A 15,595-nucleotide genomic window follows, 5' to 3' on the forward strand; every position below is an offset into this window, starting at 1 on the left:
GATGGACTGGGAACGGGACTTGCCCTCGTGGCCGCTATCCGAGTTTTCGCGGCAGGTCACGGTGAGACCGCACCGCTGGCATGTTCAGGAGGTTGGGGAAGGGGACACAGTACTGCTCCTTCACGGCGCGGGGGCATCGACGCATACATGGCGTGACGTGATACCGCTGCTGGCCGTCGGTCATCGCGTCGTGGCTGTGGATATGCCGGGGCAGGGGTTTACCCGGGTCGGAAGCCGCAGCCGGTTTGGACTTGAGGAAACCTCGGAAGATCTGGAGTCGCTTTGTCGGCACTGCGCGTGGCAGCCGGTTGTCATCGTTGGCCATTCGGCGGGGGCGGCTGTCGCATTACGTCTCGCGGATCGGCTGTCGGATGAAGGACACGAAGCGCCGAAGGTGATCGGGATCAATCCCGCGCTTAGCCGGTTCAACGGATTGGCGGGGCTATTGTATCCGCTGATTGCCAAGGCCCTTGCCGCCACACCATTGACCGCGATGGCCTTTACCCTTGGCGGAGGTCGGCTGGAGCGCGCGCGAACGCTCATCGAAAATACTGGTTCTCATCTGAATGAAGAGGGCATCGCGTTGTACGCGAGGCTTATCGGGGATCGGGATCATGTTGACGCGACGTTGAACATGATGGCGCATTGGTCCCTCGACAAGTTGCTGGTTGATCTGCCGGGGTTGCCCTTGGACTGCTTGTTCATAAATGGCGCCGGAGACAAGGCTGTTCCGCCAGAGCATTCGACGGGGCTGGCAAAGAGAATGGGCAATACACGTGTGGTGACACTGACCGGCCTTGGTCATCTGTCCCATGAAGAAGCATCCACCGAGGTTTCAAAGATCGTTCTGGATTTTGTTTCCTGTGCGACCGTCTGAGTTGGTTCTTTTCGCTCAACACAGGCGTGGGATCGGCTGGGCGGGAAGTTACTTTCCCCGGAAAACCGCCGGGCGGCGTTCCATGAACGCGCGAGGACCTTCCCGGGCGTCTTCGGTCGCCATGACCCTGTCCATGCTCTCCGTTTCGATCTGATAGCCCTCTTCCAAGGGTCGGCCGGTGCTTTCGGAAGTCGTGCGCTTGATTTCGGCAATGGCCACCGGCCCGTTGGCAGCGATGCGTTCGGCAATTGCCATCGCGGTTTGCATGACCTCTTCCTGGGCCACGACATGGTTGATCAGTCCGAGGTCATGCAACCGTTCAACGCCGATCTGGTCACCAGTGAGAAGGACTTCCATCGCAACGGCATGGGGAAGCTGTCGTGGCAACCGAACGAGCGCGCCGGCGAAGGGGATGAGCGCATGACGCGCTTCGGGCAGGCCAAAGCGCGCGCGCTCGGTCGCGATGCGAATATCGGTGGCAAGCATCAGTTCGAAACCCCCAGCGAGACAATGACCGTTGATCGCGGAGATGACCGGTTTGGTGCTATGGGCACCCTTGAAGTTTGACCGGAACAGGATTTCCCGGTCTGCTGCGAGACGGTGGTCCCAGTCGGTTTCCGGACTGCGATCGCCAGTCAAAAGAGGAAGAGTGAGAGCAAGATCGCCACCGGAGCAGAAGCTGCCGTCTCCTGCACCAGTGATGACGGCGACGCGCAGGTCGTGGTCGGCTTCGAAATCATCGAAGGCATCGGCAAGGCGGCAGATCATTTCCGGCGTCAGCGCATTGTGACGGTCTGGCCGGTTCAGCGTGATGACAGCGATGGCACCGTTTTTGTCATAGAGGAGCGGCGAGGTCATGATTTATCCGCGGCCAGGGAAAGACTGATAGGCATACCGGAGAGCGCGTTCTTGAGTTCTTCGACCCGGGCCTCGGGCGCTGTCACCGATGTCTGCAGGTTTTCGTCCACCGCGATCATGATATCTTCTGAACCAAGACCAATCCGTACGGCGGCGGATTGAATGGCCCATACGATGGCTTTGCGGCGCAGGTCTGGCTTGAAGATCTTGCCAACGGGCGTGAGAGGCAATGAAGCCTCGATACCGATCCGTTTGGGAAGGGCGACTGGGTCGTCAATGCGATTGCGCAGGAAATCGATCAGGGCATTCTCATCAAGGGTCGCGCCGCCGCGTAAAGTGACGAAGGCGACGGGTAATTCCCCAGCATAAGCATCGGGCATGCCGACGGCGGCCGCGTTTTCGACATCGGGATGGGCAAGCAGGGCGTCCTCGATCATCTGCGGGTCAATGTTATGAGCGCCGCGTATGATGATATCCTTCTTGCGACCGGTTACGTAAAGGCGACCCTCGGCGTCGAGCTTGCCGAGATCGCCGCTGACGAGCCAGCCGCCTGGCAGAAAGGTGCCCGCATTGCGAGCCGGGTCTGAATAGCCGGAGGACACGTTCGGCCCTTTGAGCGCAATAATTCCGGTTTCGCCAGTTGGCATCCGCTTTTCCGGGTCGAGATCGTCTTCGGTTTCCGCGAAGATTGCGACTTCGGAAAAGGGCATACGCAGCCCGCAGGAAAGTGGCGTTCTGGGCGCATGAACGGGTTCGACGGCGATGGCTCCGGCGCATTCTGTCATGCCAAGGATGTTACGCACGCCCTTGCCGGTTTTTCTTTCGGTTGCGTCGGCGAGTTCCGTGGGCAGCGGCGAGCCGCCCGTTAGGAACCACCGCAACGAGGATATGTCGGCGTTGATTTCGATACTGTTCAGAGCGGCCAGTACGGTGGGAACAGCGCCGATGATGGTGATCCCATGCCGTTCCACCTGCTGCCAGATGGTCCGTACAAAAGCCTGGTTTCGCATGCCGAGGCGGCCGGGAATAAGGAGCGTACCGCCTGCCGACAAAGTAGATAACCCGTAGACGAAAGCGCCGGCGACATGGAATAGGGGAAACCCATTCACTACGACATCGTTTTCATTCAGATCGTGGAGCAGGGCACAGGACTGTCCAACGTGCGCTTCGTTGCCGCGGGAATGGCAGACAAGTTTTGGCGCACCGGTGGTGCCGCCCGTGTGATAATAGGCGGCGAGGGCGTTTTCGTCCCCTTCGGGTTCGATGTCGGCGCCACCGTCTTCAGCAAGCATATCCTCGAACAGACCGTCAGCGCCGGGGCAGGGGCCATCGCTGTCACAGGCGAGGATCGGCAGGGTGATGCCTTCGGCGCGTAGCGCAGGAACGAGCGCCGTCCAGTAGTCGATTTCAGCATTGACGCCAGTGATGACGACCGCTGCCGCATCCCCGGCTTTGAGCAGGGCGGCGATATAGGCGGGCTTCAACATCGGGTTGATCGGGCAGGCGTGGCCTGCGATCTGCGCGCCCCAGAGCGCGATCTGCGCCGAGGGTGTGTGCTGCGTCAGCAGGGCGACGGATTTTCCCGGTACGACGCCGATTTCGCGAAACATTCGGGCGGCGGCCTGACATTTTTGAGCGAACTGCTCATACGTCAGAAGCGTGTCCTTGTCAGGATCGTCGGCGTCTTTCAGATAGCGGATGGCGGTACGGTCGGGCCAGGTTGCCGCGCTGTGACGAAGGATGTCCCAAGGTGTCCGATTGGGAAAAACAACGTCGAGGCCTTGCGCCTCGAGCTTTTCGAGATCGGTTGAACTTGCAATCTTCATGCTTCCTGACCTCCCTTGGCGTCGACGAGATAGGAACGGAGATTGGCGTCGATCCGGGCCAGGTCCCGTAAGAGCCGGGTCTTCTCGTTAGCTGAAAAGCCCGACGTCATCATGGATTCGTGCCGGCCGACTTCGGTGTCGAGTGCGGCGAGGTCTCGTTCGCCCTGATCTGTGAGGAAGAGCCGTTTTACCCTGCGGTCATGGCTTGTCGTGCGGCGCTCGATCCAGCCTTCCTTGTTCAGCGTGTCGATGATCGGCACAAGGCTCGACCGGTCGAGATAGATCGCTTCGGCCAGCCGCATCTGGTGGATGCCGGGATTGGCCTGAACGAGCTTGAGGACGCCGTAATATCGCGGGGCCGATCCGAATCCGCTGACCTGTTTCTCAAAGCTCTTGTAGGCGGCAATCTGAATGAGCCGGAGTCTGTAGGAGACGCTTTCGTAAAGCGCTGATGGCTCGACCAAATCGGTGTTGTCGCGCATGACCCGCGCCATGTCACTGCATCCCCATCGGCAGGAACAGCACGATGGCCGGGAAGGCGATCAGCAATAGAAGGCGTAGCACATCGACGGCGACGAATGGCAGGACGCCTTTGAAGATCGCAGGTAGGGAAACACCGGGTGTGATCGAGTTGATCACGAAGACGTTCATGCCCACCGGTGGCGTGATGAGGCCGAGTTCGACAGTCATCACGATGATGACCCCGAACCAGATCGGATCAAAGCCAAGCTCGGTGATGACGGGAAAGACGATTGGCACCATCAGGATGATCATCGCCATCGCATCGAGAAAACAACCCATGACAAGGAACATGAGGAGGATCAGAAGAAGGGTGCCGTACCGCCCCGCACCAAGATCGATCAGGAACTGTGTCAGTTCCTGCGGCACCTGAGTTATCGCAAGGAAATAGCCAAAGAGCGTGGCACCGATCAGCACAACGTAGATCGCGACAGAGGTGCGCATGGCTTCGACAAGGCTGTCCAGCAGCCCGGTCATAGAGAGCTTGCCGCGCGAAATGCCGATGATCGCCGTAAGGAATGCGCCGGCGGCCGCTGCTTCGGTCGCGGTCACGATTCCGAAATAGATCGAAACGATCACGGCGACAAATAGCAGACCAACGGCCCAGACGCCCTTTAATGACCGCATCGCTTCGGCAAAGCTGAATCGGTCTCCGGCGGGCAGGCTGTCACCATACCAGACACGCACCGTCAGCATGTACATCAAGACGGCTAGGATGCCCGGCACGATACCGGCGATGAACAGCAACCCGATATCCTGTTCGGTAATGAACCCGTAGACCGCCAGAACGACCGAAGGCGGGATGAGAATCCCAAGGGTCCCGCCGGCCGCAATGATGCCGGTCGATGCTTCGTCGGAATAACCCGCGCGTTTCATTTCGGGATAGGCGATCTTGGTCATGGTCGCGGCAGTTGCAACCGAGGAACCGCAGATCGCAGCGAAACCGGCGCAGGCACCGACCGAGGCTAGCCCGAGGCCGCCTTTCAGCCCGCCAAGCCATGCGCGCCCGGAGCGGAACAGTTCGGATGACATGCCGGAGTTGGTGGCCAGAACCCCCATCAGGACAAAGAACGGGATCAGGGTCAGGTTGAAGTCTGTGATGGTGCTGATCGGCGATTGAGCGAGGAGGTTCAGGGCTGGGCCCATACCGACAACGGCACCGAAACCGAAGATGCCCACAAGCCCCATCGCGACGCCGATCGGGACCCGAAGCAGCATGAGCATAAACAGCGCGACAAAGCCTGCGCCAGCGACGAATTCATTACTCATGACTTCTTGATATCCTCCAAGAGGTGCTCGTCGATGCCATCGTATTCGCCAAGGTCACGCCCTTCGCGGGCAATCAGCCAGAGACGGATGGCGGTCGTGAAAACCGCGGCGAGAATGCCGAGCCAGATGCCCAGAAAGAACGGCCAGTGGGCCAGACGCAGTTCCATCGTGGCATCGCCACCGGACATGGCGGCCTGTACCCGTTCCCAGATCTTCCAGACCAGCAGCAGCGTAAAGCCAAGCAGAACGGACCAGGCAAAGAAATTCATGGCGTTGCGCAGCTTGCGGGGCAGCGAATGAGCCAGCAGGTCCACCTTGATATGGGTACCGTGATAGCCAAGACTCGCCAGTCCCCAAGCAATGGCAACCCCCAGAACCAGACGCGAAACGTCGAAGGTGTCCGCGATGGGGCTGGCAAAAAGGTAGCGTCCAATGGACGAGGCTACGATCAGGACGGTTACGAGGCCAAGTACGATACCTGCGATCCGTTCTATGATCAGGATTGCGCCGCTGAGCGAGCGGCCACCGTTCTGTGGCTGGGACATTTGGGTATCTCGCCTAAGTCACGCACTGGCGCGGTTTTTGCGCCAGTGCGTCGGGGTTGCTTAGTAGCGGGCGTCGTTCGCTTCGAGCGATTGGGTGTAGCCTTCGAGGATGGCATCCGCGTCACCGCCCTTGGCTTCGACCGCTGCGCGCCATTCGTCGACCAGCGGCGCTGCCGCGTCGCGCCAAGCCGCCACTTCTTCTTCGGTGGGCGTGTTCAGCGTTTGCTCGGGGTCGGCTATCAGCTTGTCGCGGGCGGCCATATCGTCGTCGAACCAGCCTTGGGCAACCTTGGATGACCATTCCGGTGTGCAGTGATCGTCGATGACCGCCTTGTTTTCATCCGACAGCGAGTCATAGCTGTTCTTGTTCATGATCATGACCTGTGCCGAAAGGTAGAACGGCATATCAAGGTGTTCAGGGACTTCGTCGGTCAGCTTGAAGTCATACATCGAGCCCCATGGGAAGGTCACGGCCTCGGCCGTTCCGCGGGACAGTGCTTCACGTACTTCGGGCGCAGGAACCTGAACCGGTCCGCCACCAAGAAGGCTTACGAAACGGGCCATCGTGGCATGTGCAGGACGGATGTTTTTGCCTTTTATCCCTTCGGGAGCCGTGATTTTTTCCTTGGAGTGCAAGGTGCCGGGGGCGTGGGGATGGATGAAGCAGACCTTTACGTCGCCCATTTCCTGCTTGGCACCGTATTCCATGTACCATTCATGGATCGCCTTGGCGCCTTTGACCGAGTCATCGGCCATGAAGGGGACTTCGGTCAGCGAATAGATCGGGAAACGGCCAGCGGTGTAACCCGGGTTGACCCAGGCGAGATCCACGATGCCCTGCTTGGCCATGTCGTAGTGATCGGGGGCCTTGCCCAATTGCTGCGCCGGGAAAATCTGGATAGAGATTCGACCATCTGAGGCGGCTTCGACATCCTTTGCCCATGGCTCGATGCCTTTGGACGCAGGCGAAATGCTTGCGGGAATCCAGTGCGACAGTCGCAGGGTGACCTCCTGAGCCATCGCCGTGGCCGGAACAGCAAGGAGCAGGGTCGCGCCGAGCGCGATGTTAATAGTTTTCATGATATCCTCCCATAAGAGTTCCGGGATGAATCTCCGGCGCTCTGAAAATGATGGATATCAAACATTATTCAGGGATCAACCGATTTCTTGAGGTAAACGATTTTTTGATCAGGCTTTACGGCCCGGGCCAGCGCTTTGGCGTGCCATTTCTTTCAATTAGGTAGGGGTTGAAGCGGTCGAAGAAACAACGTTCTATCCGCCGAAATCAGGAGGAGCCCCATGCGTCGTTTTCCCACCATCTACAATACTCTCATGCGATCCAACTCTCGGGCCTTCCTACGCGGTCTCGGACTGAGCGAAGAGGAAATTGAGCGTCCACATGTCGCGGTCATCCATACGGGCGGTGAGATGAGCCCTTGCAACATCACGCTGCCTGCGCAGGTTACCCAGATCAAGACCGGGATCTATGGGGCTGGCGGTTTTGCCCATGAAACGCCGGTTGTATCGGTTTCCGACGGGTTGACCATGGCGCATCCGGGAATGCGTTTTTCTCTTATTTCGAGAGAACTTATCGCGGATTCAGTTGAGGCGACGATGCGGGCGCATTGCTTTGACGGCATGATCGGGCTGGGCGCCTGCGACAAGAATCTTCCAGGCCTGATGATGGGGATGCTGCGGGTCAATGCACCGGGGGTTTTCCTGTTCGGCGGGGCTACTCTTCCTGGTCGGGTGAACCGTGAGGAAGTGACAGTTCTGGATGCCTTCGAGGGGATCGGTAAAATGATCGCCGGAGAGCAGACCCGTGAGGAACTGGCAGAGTTCGTTGAACATAGTATCCCCACTGGCGGCGCCTGTGCCGGACAATTCACAGCCAACACTATGGGGATGGTTTCCGAAGCAATTGGTCTGTCTCCCCTCGGACTGTCGATGGTGCCCTCAGTGTATTCGGCGCGAAACCCTTACTTGCGCGATGCTGGTCGGCTAGTAATGCAGGTCATCGAGGGCAAGGCGCCATTGCCGCGCGAAATCGTGACGCGTGCGGCGCTTGAGAATGCCTGTGCCCTGGTCGCCGCTACCGGCGGATCGACAAACGCCGCGTTGCACATCCCTGCAATGGCGCACGAGGCGGGGATCGATTTCGACATTGACGCCGTCGCCGAGGTTTTTGCCCGAACGCCGCTGATCGGTAACCTGTCTCCGGGCGGCAAGTACCTGGCGCGAGACGTCTACGAGATCGGAGGCGCGCCGGTCATTCTTGCAGAATTGCTCCGTGGAGGTTTCATCGATGGCTCCGCCCTGACGGTTAGTGGACAGACGCTGGCCGAGGGGTTGGCGACCGTCGGGGTTGCGGATGGAGAGATCGTTCGCCCGGTTTCCGATCCGATTGCCAAGAGCGGCGGCCTGACAGTGCTGAAGGGCAATCTTTGTCCGGATGGTGCACTGGTCAAGGTTGCGGGTCTAAAAGAGCTGATTTTCAGGGGACCGGCGCGCGTTTTTGACGGCGAGAGTGCGTGCCAGAAAGCGGTCGAGGAACGCGATTACAAGACGGGCGATGTGATCATCGTGCGTGGTGAAGGGCCCAAGGGCTCGCCGGGTATGAAGGAAATGCTGGGCATTACCGCCCTGCTTTATGGGCAGGGTATGGGAGGACAGGTTGCCCTCGTGACGGACGGGCGGTTTTCCGGTGCATCACGCGGATTCTGCATCGGTTATGCAAGTCCCGAAGCAGCAGTGGGCGGCCCAATAGCGCTGGTTCGCGATGGCGACATGATCGAAATAGACGCGAGGGCCGGTGTTTCGTCCATCACTCTCGAAGTAACGGAAGATGAGCTTGCCAAGCGTCGCGCGTCGCAGAAACTTGCCGACCCGGCCCGTCATGGCGGTCTGCTCGAGAAATATGCTGCAGTAGTGCGCGGCGCCAACAAGGGGGCGGTGACACATTCCGGTGCGGTCGATACTAGCGGCGACCTGATCTGACTGTCTTGGAGTGGCCGTACCGGAACCATTGGTTCCGGCAGCCACGGCGCGTTTCAGCTAGTTAAGACAAGCGCGAAATGCGCTCCGCATGGCATGCTGCCGGTCAACTACGCTGCCGGGAGCATCGATGTACGAAAATTCAACCGCTGATCGTTATTTCACTGAAGAGCATCAGGCGTTCCGTCAAAGCCTTCGCAGCTTTGTCGAACGCGAGATGACACCGTATGTGGAGGAGTGGGAAAATTTGGGCCGGTTGCCGCGCGAGCTTTTCCGGAAGGCGGGCGAGGTAGGGATCCAGGGTGTCCTTTTTCCTGAAGACGTCGGCGGTTCGAACGGTGATTTCTTCATGCAGGTGGTGGTGACCGAGGAGATGTCTCGTTGTGGTGCGGGGGGTGTCTGCGCCTCGCTCGGCTCTCATTCCATCGGAATTCCACCTGTCGTGAAATATGGAAGCGAGGAGCTGCGCAGGACATTCGCGATCCCTGTCATCCGTGGCGAAAAGATTGCCGCGCTTGCCGTGACCGAACCGGGTGGAGGGTCGGATGTGGCGGCACTCAGGACAACGGCGATCCGAGACGGCGACGAATTCGTGGTGAACGGAGAGAAGACATTCATCACTTCAGGGATGCAGGCCGATGTTTTTACCGTCGCGGTGCGGACCGACCCGGATGCACGTGGTGCGGGGGGAATTTCCTTTTTGCTTGTGCCGGGCGAAACGCGGGGATTGCAGCGGCATGAGCTGAAAAAGATGGGCTGGTGGGCATCCGACACCGCACAGCTTAGTTTCTCGGACTGCCGTGTGCCCGCTTCTTACCTGATCGGAGAAGAGGGCAAGGGCTTCAAGGCCGCGATGATGAATTTCAACAGCGAGAGGCTGATCATCGCGGTGATGGCCTATTCGATGGCGCAGGTCTGCTACGAAGAGGCACTGGCATGGGCGCAGCAACGGCGTGCATTCGGATCTACGCTCTCGGAACATCAGGTGATCCGACACAAGCTTGTTGATATGGCAGCTCGGATCGACGCCGCGCGGTGTCTGACTTACGACATTATCTGGCGCCACATGCATAGCCTTGATCCGTTGAACCTTTATGTGGCGCGGACCAGCATGGCCAAGGTCACCGCCACCGACGCGATGAAGTTCTGCGCCGATGAGGCGGTTCAGATTCTCGGAGGCATGGGGTTCATGCGCGGCACGGTGTCGGAACGGATCTATCGCGAGGTGAAAGTCCTTACCATCGGCGGTGGCACCGATGAGGTCATGCGAAATCTTGCGGCTTCGCAACTGGGTATCTGAAAGACGGAAAAGAAGAAAAATGGCAAAAGCCGAATTGCTGCGCGAGGATGGTATTGGAATACTTCGCATCGACAACCCGCCGGTAAACGCGATCTCTCCGGAACTCGTGGCCGATCTGAGCCGGTCATTTACGGAGTTCGAAGAGGACGCCGGCCTGACAGCATTGGTGATTGAGTGTGCTGGTCGGACATTCGTAGCCGGTGGCGACATCGCGGCGTTTGAAGACCCGGAGTTCAGCGCGGCCCCTTACAACAGCGTATTGGCGCGGATCGAAGCCTGCGACAGGCCAGTGATGGCCTCCTTGTTCGGCACCGTGCTTGGCGGCGGTCTTGAACTGGCCATGGCTTGTCATTTCCGGATTGCGGCATCTTCGACGAGGCTCGGTCTTCCCGAGATCACCCTCGGCCTGATCCCCGGATCACTTGGGACGCAACGCCTGCCGCGCTTGGTCGGGCTGGAAATCGCCCTTGACATGATTTCCAAGGGTAAGCCTTTGAGTGCATCCGGTGCGCTGGCAGCGGGGCTTGTGGACATGCTCGACGATGAACCTGGTCGTGCAGCGCGCAGCAAGGCAGTTGAGCTTGCCGTGCAGGGCATGGCGCCGCGCAGGACACGCGCCCTGACACCGCCGGATATCGATAACGCGGATGCGGTGCTGGCCGGGGCGCGTCGAGCGGCGGAGGCTAAACCCTGGCTACCGGCCCTGTCAGCCGTGGCGGATTGCCTTGAAGCGGCCGCTCGCAAATCGTTTCCGGACGGTGAAGCAGTGGAAAAGCGCGCGTTCCATGATCTGATCGGAACAACCCAGTCGCGCGCCATGCGGCACCTGTTCTTTGCCGAACGAGCGGCCCAGAAAATCCCCGGACTTGATCGGGAAACCAAGCCTCGACCGGTCGAAAAGGTTGGTATTCTCGGTGTCGGAACGATGGGCGGCGGCATTGCGATGACCTTTGCCGATGCCGGGTTTCAGGTGACGCTTGTCGAAACCTCTTCAGAGGCGCTTGTGCGCGGCCAGGCGTTGATTGCCGATGCTTACAAGGCGACCCAGTCCCGCGGTTTAATGAGCGAAGAAGCGGTTATGGCCCGGCTAGGCGCGATGAACGGTTCCACGGAGATGTCCGATCTGGGCGATTGCGACATCGTCGTCGAGGCTGTTTTCGAGGATATGGAATTGAAGCTTTCAGTGGCGCGGCAACTTGGTGAGATCTGCAAGCCCGGCGCGATCATCGCGACGAATACCTCGACACTGGATGTGAACCGGATTGCTGCCGCCACAGGGCGCCCCGGTGACGTGCTTGGCACGCATTTTTTCAGCCCGGCGAACATCATGAAGTTACTCGAGATTGTGCGCGGCGCGGACATCGAGCCAGATGTATTGGCAACGGTTATGCTGCTGGCGCGCAAGATCCGGAAGACAGCCGTTGTAAGCGGTGTCTGCTATGGCTTCATCGGGAATCGTATGGCCGAGGTCTATATGCGCGAAAGCGAGGCGATGCAGGTCGAAGGAGCGACCCCTGTCCAGATCGATGGCATTATTGAGAACCCAAAATACTTGGGCATGGCAATGGGACCAAGCCGGATGCTCGACATGGCAGGCGTGGACGTGGGCGCGCGGACGGTTATTGAATGGATCAAGGGCGGCGACGGTCCTCAGGATCCTGCTTACCGTGCGATGTGCCGCAACTTGTATGAACGCGGCCAGCACGGTCAGAAAACGGGTCACGGTTATTATCGCTACGAATGCCGCAACCCGGTCCCATCCGAAGAGACAGCCGAACTTGGCCGTCACCTTGCGCGCGAGCAGGGCATCAATAGACGCGACAACATACCGGACGAGGAGATCTTTGAGCGCCTGTTGTTTCCTATGGCCAACGAAGCGGCATTTATTCTTGAAGAAGGAATCGCTTACCGCCCTGGCGACGTAGATATCGTCTGGACAGCAGGCTATGGTTTTCCGGCGTGGCGTGGCGGTCCGGTCTTTATGGCCGATGAGATCGGCTTGGAAAAGATCGTGGCACGGCTTGACTACTACGCGGCAACGCTGGGCAATGAGCACGGATACTGGACGGTTTCTCCGCTGTTGCGCCGACTTGCGGAGAAAGGGGAGCGTCTTTCAGACTGGCGTCGGGAAACATAAGAGTGGCTTTGCCCTCTTACGACGGAAGTTAGCTGCGACTTTCAGACTATCGTTCAGTCTGTTCTTACTTACTTTTTCTCCAAAGCGGTTTTTTCCGCTCCGGATACTGAAACTATTCCTATTTCAAAGCCCTAGAATGGCGCGCGCCTCTTGCGGGGATGCGACCTCGCGACCGGTTTCGCGCGCCATTTTTGCCATCTCTTCGATCAGCGGTCCATTCGAGTTCACCTTGTCGCCGGATGAGATATAGAACGTATCCTCGAGACCCGTCCGCAGGTGCCCGCCAAGTTCCGCGGTGCGCCTGTGCAATGGCCAGATTTCGGCCCGGCCAATGGCCGTGACCTGCCATCGGGAATCTTCCGGCGCGAGGTCCACGAGAATTGGCAGCAAGTCGGGGTTCGTGGGCATGCCGGATGAGACGCCCATTACGAAATTGAGCTGCGCCGTCCCGGAAAACATGCCGTTGCGCTGATATATATCGACACAACGGACGATCCCCACGTCGAAGCATTCGAATTCGGGAACTGTATTGGCTTTGGCCATGACGTCGAGGAATGCCTGTACCTTTTCGACCGGGTTGTCGAACATCATCGGCGGCCAGGCCCAGCTGCCATCCGAACGTAGTTTAAGGTAATTCAGCGAACCTGCGTTGCAGGCGGCCATCTCAGGACGGGTCTCGGCCACACAGTCCAGAGCGGGCTGATAATCTGGTCCGACCACACCCGTCGTGTGATTGATGATGACATCGGGGCAGGCGTCGCGAATTGCGGCCTGAACCGACTTCGAAAGGCCGAGGTCCCAGGAACCAAGATGGCCTTCGTCCGGCCCCTGTTTACGCAGATGGATATGCATAACAGAGGCGCCAGCATCATAGGCCCGCCGCGCCTCGGCCGCCATTTCATCGGGCGTGACGGGAACATTGTGCTGCTTTGGGTTGGTCAGCACGCCGTTGAGCGAACATGTGATGATGGCTTTGGACATGAGAACTCCGGAATTTCAGCTTTTCCGAGAGGATAGCCAACCAATATCACTGCGGCTTGCGCATAGGCGCTGTCGCGTTTCAGGACTGCTCTTGAAAACCCGAGAGTTCGAGGTCTGCGCCCTGCGCCGCCTTGGCTTGAAGGTAGCCCTGACGGGCGCAAAGGCGATCATGATAGGCAAGACAATGCTCTGGCAGATCGTGGCGAAGCCCGATGATGACGGCCAGCATCAAGGCATACCCGACAGAAATATCTGCGTTGGAGAACCCGGATTGAAGCAGGTAATCGCGCCCGTCGGACAGTGTATGTTCAGTGAGGCGCAGACGCGCAAGAAACCAAGTCTTGTAGTCTTCGGCCACGACCGGCTGGCGTCGCTCTTTCGGCTCAAGCATCGCGTAGCGCAGGTAGATCGTCTGTGGAAAGGTCAGTGTCGCCTCGCCATGGTGCAGCCAGTTGAGGTAGGCGCCATAGTCGCGATGGCCCGGTTCTAGCGCAAGCCGGCCATCACCATGCACGGTCGAAAGGTAATGCGGGATTGCGGAGGATTCGGTCATCCGCGTTTCGCCATCAACCAGCAATGGAACGGTCCCAAGGAGGTTTTCACCGAGATATTCTTTCCGGTGTACGCGGGGCGGAAACGGGAGAACGTGCAGTTCGTATTTTAGGCCAAGTTCCTCAAGCGACCATAGCGCCCGGAACGAGCGCGCATCGCTTGAATGCCAGAGTTGCAGCATCACCATCCCCCCGTGTTCGCGGCAGTTTGCTCCGAGCTTTGCATGAAGAATTGTGCAAAGTCGCTGGGCAGCCAGTCAAGCATGGCTCATGCCACGCCCAAAGCCCTGTCCGAAACTGCGGCCTGCCATCCATCGGCACCGGCAAGGTCGTTGCGATTGCGCAGCTTTTTGTACTCAAGTCGCGCAATCTGATCCCGATGTACTTCATCCGGACCATCCGCAAGCCGCAAGAGCCGGGCTGTCGCATAGGCAGAGGCCAGTCCGAAATCATTGCTTGTGCCGCCGCCCCCGAAAAGTTGTATCGCCCAATCGAGTACTTGGCACGCCATCTGCGGTACCGCGACCTTGATCATAGCGATCTCGGACTTGGCCTCTTTATTGCCCACAGCGTCCATCATATGCGCTGCGCGCAGTGTCAGCAGACGCGATTGTTCGATCATGATGCGGGATTCTGCGATCCTTTCGCGAGTGACCGATTGTTCCGACAACAGCTTGCCGAATGCAAAGCGATCTTCGGATCGCAAAATCATCTTTTCAAGCGTTCGCTCGGCCAGCCCGATGAGCCGCATGCAGTGATGAATGCGCCCAGGCCCCAGGCGGCCTTGCGCAATCTCAAATCCGCGGCCTTCTCCGAGCAACATGTTCTCGGCGGGGACCCGGACGTTTTCGAAAATGACCTCGGATGCCCGATCCGGTACACCATAAAATCCGAAGACAGGTAGTGATCGTTTGACCGTTACGCCCGGCGTGTCCTTTGGGACAAGGATCATGGACTGCTGACGGTAGGTTTTCGCATTCGGATCGGATTTACCCATAAAAATGATGATCTTGCAGCGGGGGTCGGTCGCGCCGGTCGTGTACCACTTGATACCGTTGATTACGTATTCGTCGCCATCGCGTACAATCGCGCTCTCGATGTTGCGTGCGTCCGAGGAGGCCACTGCGGGTTCCGTCATCGCAAAAGCAGACCGGATTTCGCCGTTCAGCAATGGTTCAAGCCAGCGCTTTTTGTCCGCCTCGGATCCATAGCGTTCCAGAACTTCCATGTTGCCCGTATCTGGTGCCGAACAGTTGAAAACTTCTGGTGCAAGGTGGCTGCGGCCCATGATTTCGCACAGCGGTGCGTATTCCAGATTGGATAGCCCCGCGCCCCGATCGGATTCAGGCAGAAAAAGGTTCCAAAGCCCCTGCTCGCGCGCCTTTGCCTTGAGTTCTTCGACGACTGGCTGAACTTTCCATGGCCCTAGGTCCTCTGATTCTCGGTAGAATCGACCCTCGTTCGGATAGATGTTCTCTTCCATGAAAGTCTCGATCCGAGCCTTTAACGACTGTGATTTTTGCGAAATTTCCGGAATCATAATGAGCTTTCCCTATGAGATGACATGCTGCTCTGCTGGCGATCACGCTATCGTCACCATCTTCGACAGGCAATAACGTCAGACGAAAAAGTTGACCCTAAAAATTTCGCGGTCTACGGTTCTGCACGGCCGATGAATTCGATGTGGGAGAGCGCGAGAGTCGCGGCCAAAGTGATTAATAGCTGTAGGGAGGCAGCC

Annotated in this window: 13 protein-coding genes; 4 read left to right on the forward strand and 9 right to left on the reverse strand. The window is 58.6% G+C overall.

The genetic code is table 11. The annotated features are described in order from the left end of the window. Position 1: 1 nt before the first annotated feature. A complete protein-coding gene (gene bchO / locus MF268_RS19745) occupies positions 2-877 on the forward strand; it encodes an alpha/beta fold hydrolase BchO (protein WP_238372583.1) in 876 nt (291 codons plus the stop codon). A gap of 48 nt (positions 878-925) precedes the next feature. On the opposite strand, the gene MF268_RS19750 is transcribed toward bchO, so the two are convergent. Genes MF268_RS19750 through MF268_RS19775 form a run of 6 tightly spaced genes read right to left on the reverse strand, consistent with a single transcriptional unit; the run spans position 926 to position 6,974 of the window. Next, complete coding sequence (locus tag MF268_RS19750) at positions 926-1,735, reverse strand: enoyl-CoA hydratase/isomerase family protein (protein ID WP_238372584.1); 810 nt, start codon at positions 1,733-1,735, stop codon at positions 926-928. Continuing rightward, entirely contained in the window at positions 1,732-3,561 is a 1,830-nt protein-coding gene (locus tag MF268_RS19755; protein ID WP_238372585.1) for an AMP-binding protein, read from the reverse strand. Before MF268_RS19755 ends, MF268_RS19750 begins: the two co-directional genes overlap by 4 nt. Further along, positions 3,558-4,055 carry a MarR family winged helix-turn-helix transcriptional regulator gene (locus tag MF268_RS19760; RefSeq protein WP_238372586.1) on the reverse strand — a complete coding sequence of 166 codons (498 nt, stop codon included), beginning with the start codon at positions 4,053-4,055 and terminating at the stop codon, positions 3,558-3,560. The genes MF268_RS19755 and MF268_RS19760 overlap by 4 nt, the downstream gene beginning before the upstream one ends. Before the next feature lies 1 nt (position 4,056). Further along, a complete protein-coding gene (locus tag MF268_RS19765; RefSeq protein WP_238372587.1) occupies positions 4,057-5,349 on the reverse strand; it encodes a TRAP transporter large permease in 1,293 nt (430 codons plus the stop codon). Beyond that, complete coding sequence (locus tag MF268_RS19770; RefSeq protein ID WP_238372588.1) at positions 5,346-5,894, reverse strand: TRAP transporter small permease; 549 nt, start codon at positions 5,892-5,894, stop codon at positions 5,346-5,348. The genes MF268_RS19765 and MF268_RS19770 overlap by 4 nt, the downstream gene beginning before the upstream one ends. Positions 5,895-5,954: 60 nt before the next feature. After that, positions 5,955-6,974 carry a TRAP transporter substrate-binding protein gene (locus tag MF268_RS19775; RefSeq protein WP_238372589.1) on the reverse strand — a complete coding sequence of 340 codons (1,020 nt, stop codon included), beginning with the start codon at positions 6,972-6,974 and terminating at the stop codon, positions 5,955-5,957. Positions 6,975-7,193: 219 nt separating this feature from the next. On the opposite strand from MF268_RS19775, the gene MF268_RS19780 reads away from it, so the two are divergent. The 3 genes from MF268_RS19780 to MF268_RS19790 all read left to right on the forward strand — a co-directional run bounded on the left by MF268_RS19780 (position 7,194) and on the right by MF268_RS19790 (position 12,325). Further along, positions 7,194-8,891, forward strand: coding sequence for a dihydroxy-acid dehydratase (locus MF268_RS19780; protein ID WP_238372590.1), 1,698 nt, complete (start codon positions 7,194-7,196; stop codon positions 8,889-8,891). Positions 8,892-9,018: 127 nt separating this feature from the next. Then, positions 9,019-10,188 carry an acyl-CoA dehydrogenase family protein gene (locus MF268_RS19785; protein ID WP_238372591.1) on the forward strand — a complete coding sequence of 390 codons (1,170 nt, stop codon included), beginning with the start codon at positions 9,019-9,021 and terminating at the stop codon, positions 10,186-10,188. Positions 10,189-10,207: 19 nt separating this feature from the next. Continuing rightward, complete coding sequence (locus tag MF268_RS19790) at positions 10,208-12,325, forward strand: 3-hydroxyacyl-CoA dehydrogenase NAD-binding domain-containing protein (RefSeq protein ID WP_238372592.1); 2,118 nt, start codon at positions 10,208-10,210, stop codon at positions 12,323-12,325. A gap of 123 nt (positions 12,326-12,448) precedes the next feature. Here the strand turns inward: MF268_RS19790 and MF268_RS19795 are convergent, their stop codons facing one another. The 3 genes from MF268_RS19795 to MF268_RS19805 form a co-directional block, all read right to left on the reverse strand. Further along, the gene (locus tag MF268_RS19795) at positions 12,449-13,306 is read right to left on the reverse strand and encodes a beta-keto acid cleavage family enzyme (protein WP_238372593.1); all 858 of its coding nucleotides are present in this window, start codon (positions 13,304-13,306) and stop codon (positions 12,449-12,451) included. Between the two features lie 79 nt (positions 13,307-13,385). After that, entirely contained in the window at positions 13,386-14,039 is a 654-nt protein-coding gene (locus tag MF268_RS19800; RefSeq protein WP_238372594.1) for a glutathione S-transferase family protein, read from the reverse strand. A gap of 86 nt (positions 14,040-14,125) precedes the next feature. Continuing rightward, the gene (locus tag MF268_RS19805; protein ID WP_238372595.1) at positions 14,126-15,397 is read right to left on the reverse strand and encodes an acyl-CoA dehydrogenase family protein; all 1,272 of its coding nucleotides are present in this window, start codon (positions 15,395-15,397) and stop codon (positions 14,126-14,128) included. Positions 15,398-15,595: the final 198 nt, after the last annotated feature.

This window comes from Heliomarina baculiformis (assembly GCF_019966545.1).
GTDB lineage: Bacteria > Pseudomonadota > Alphaproteobacteria > Rhodobacterales > Rhodobacteraceae > Heliomarina > Heliomarina baculiformis.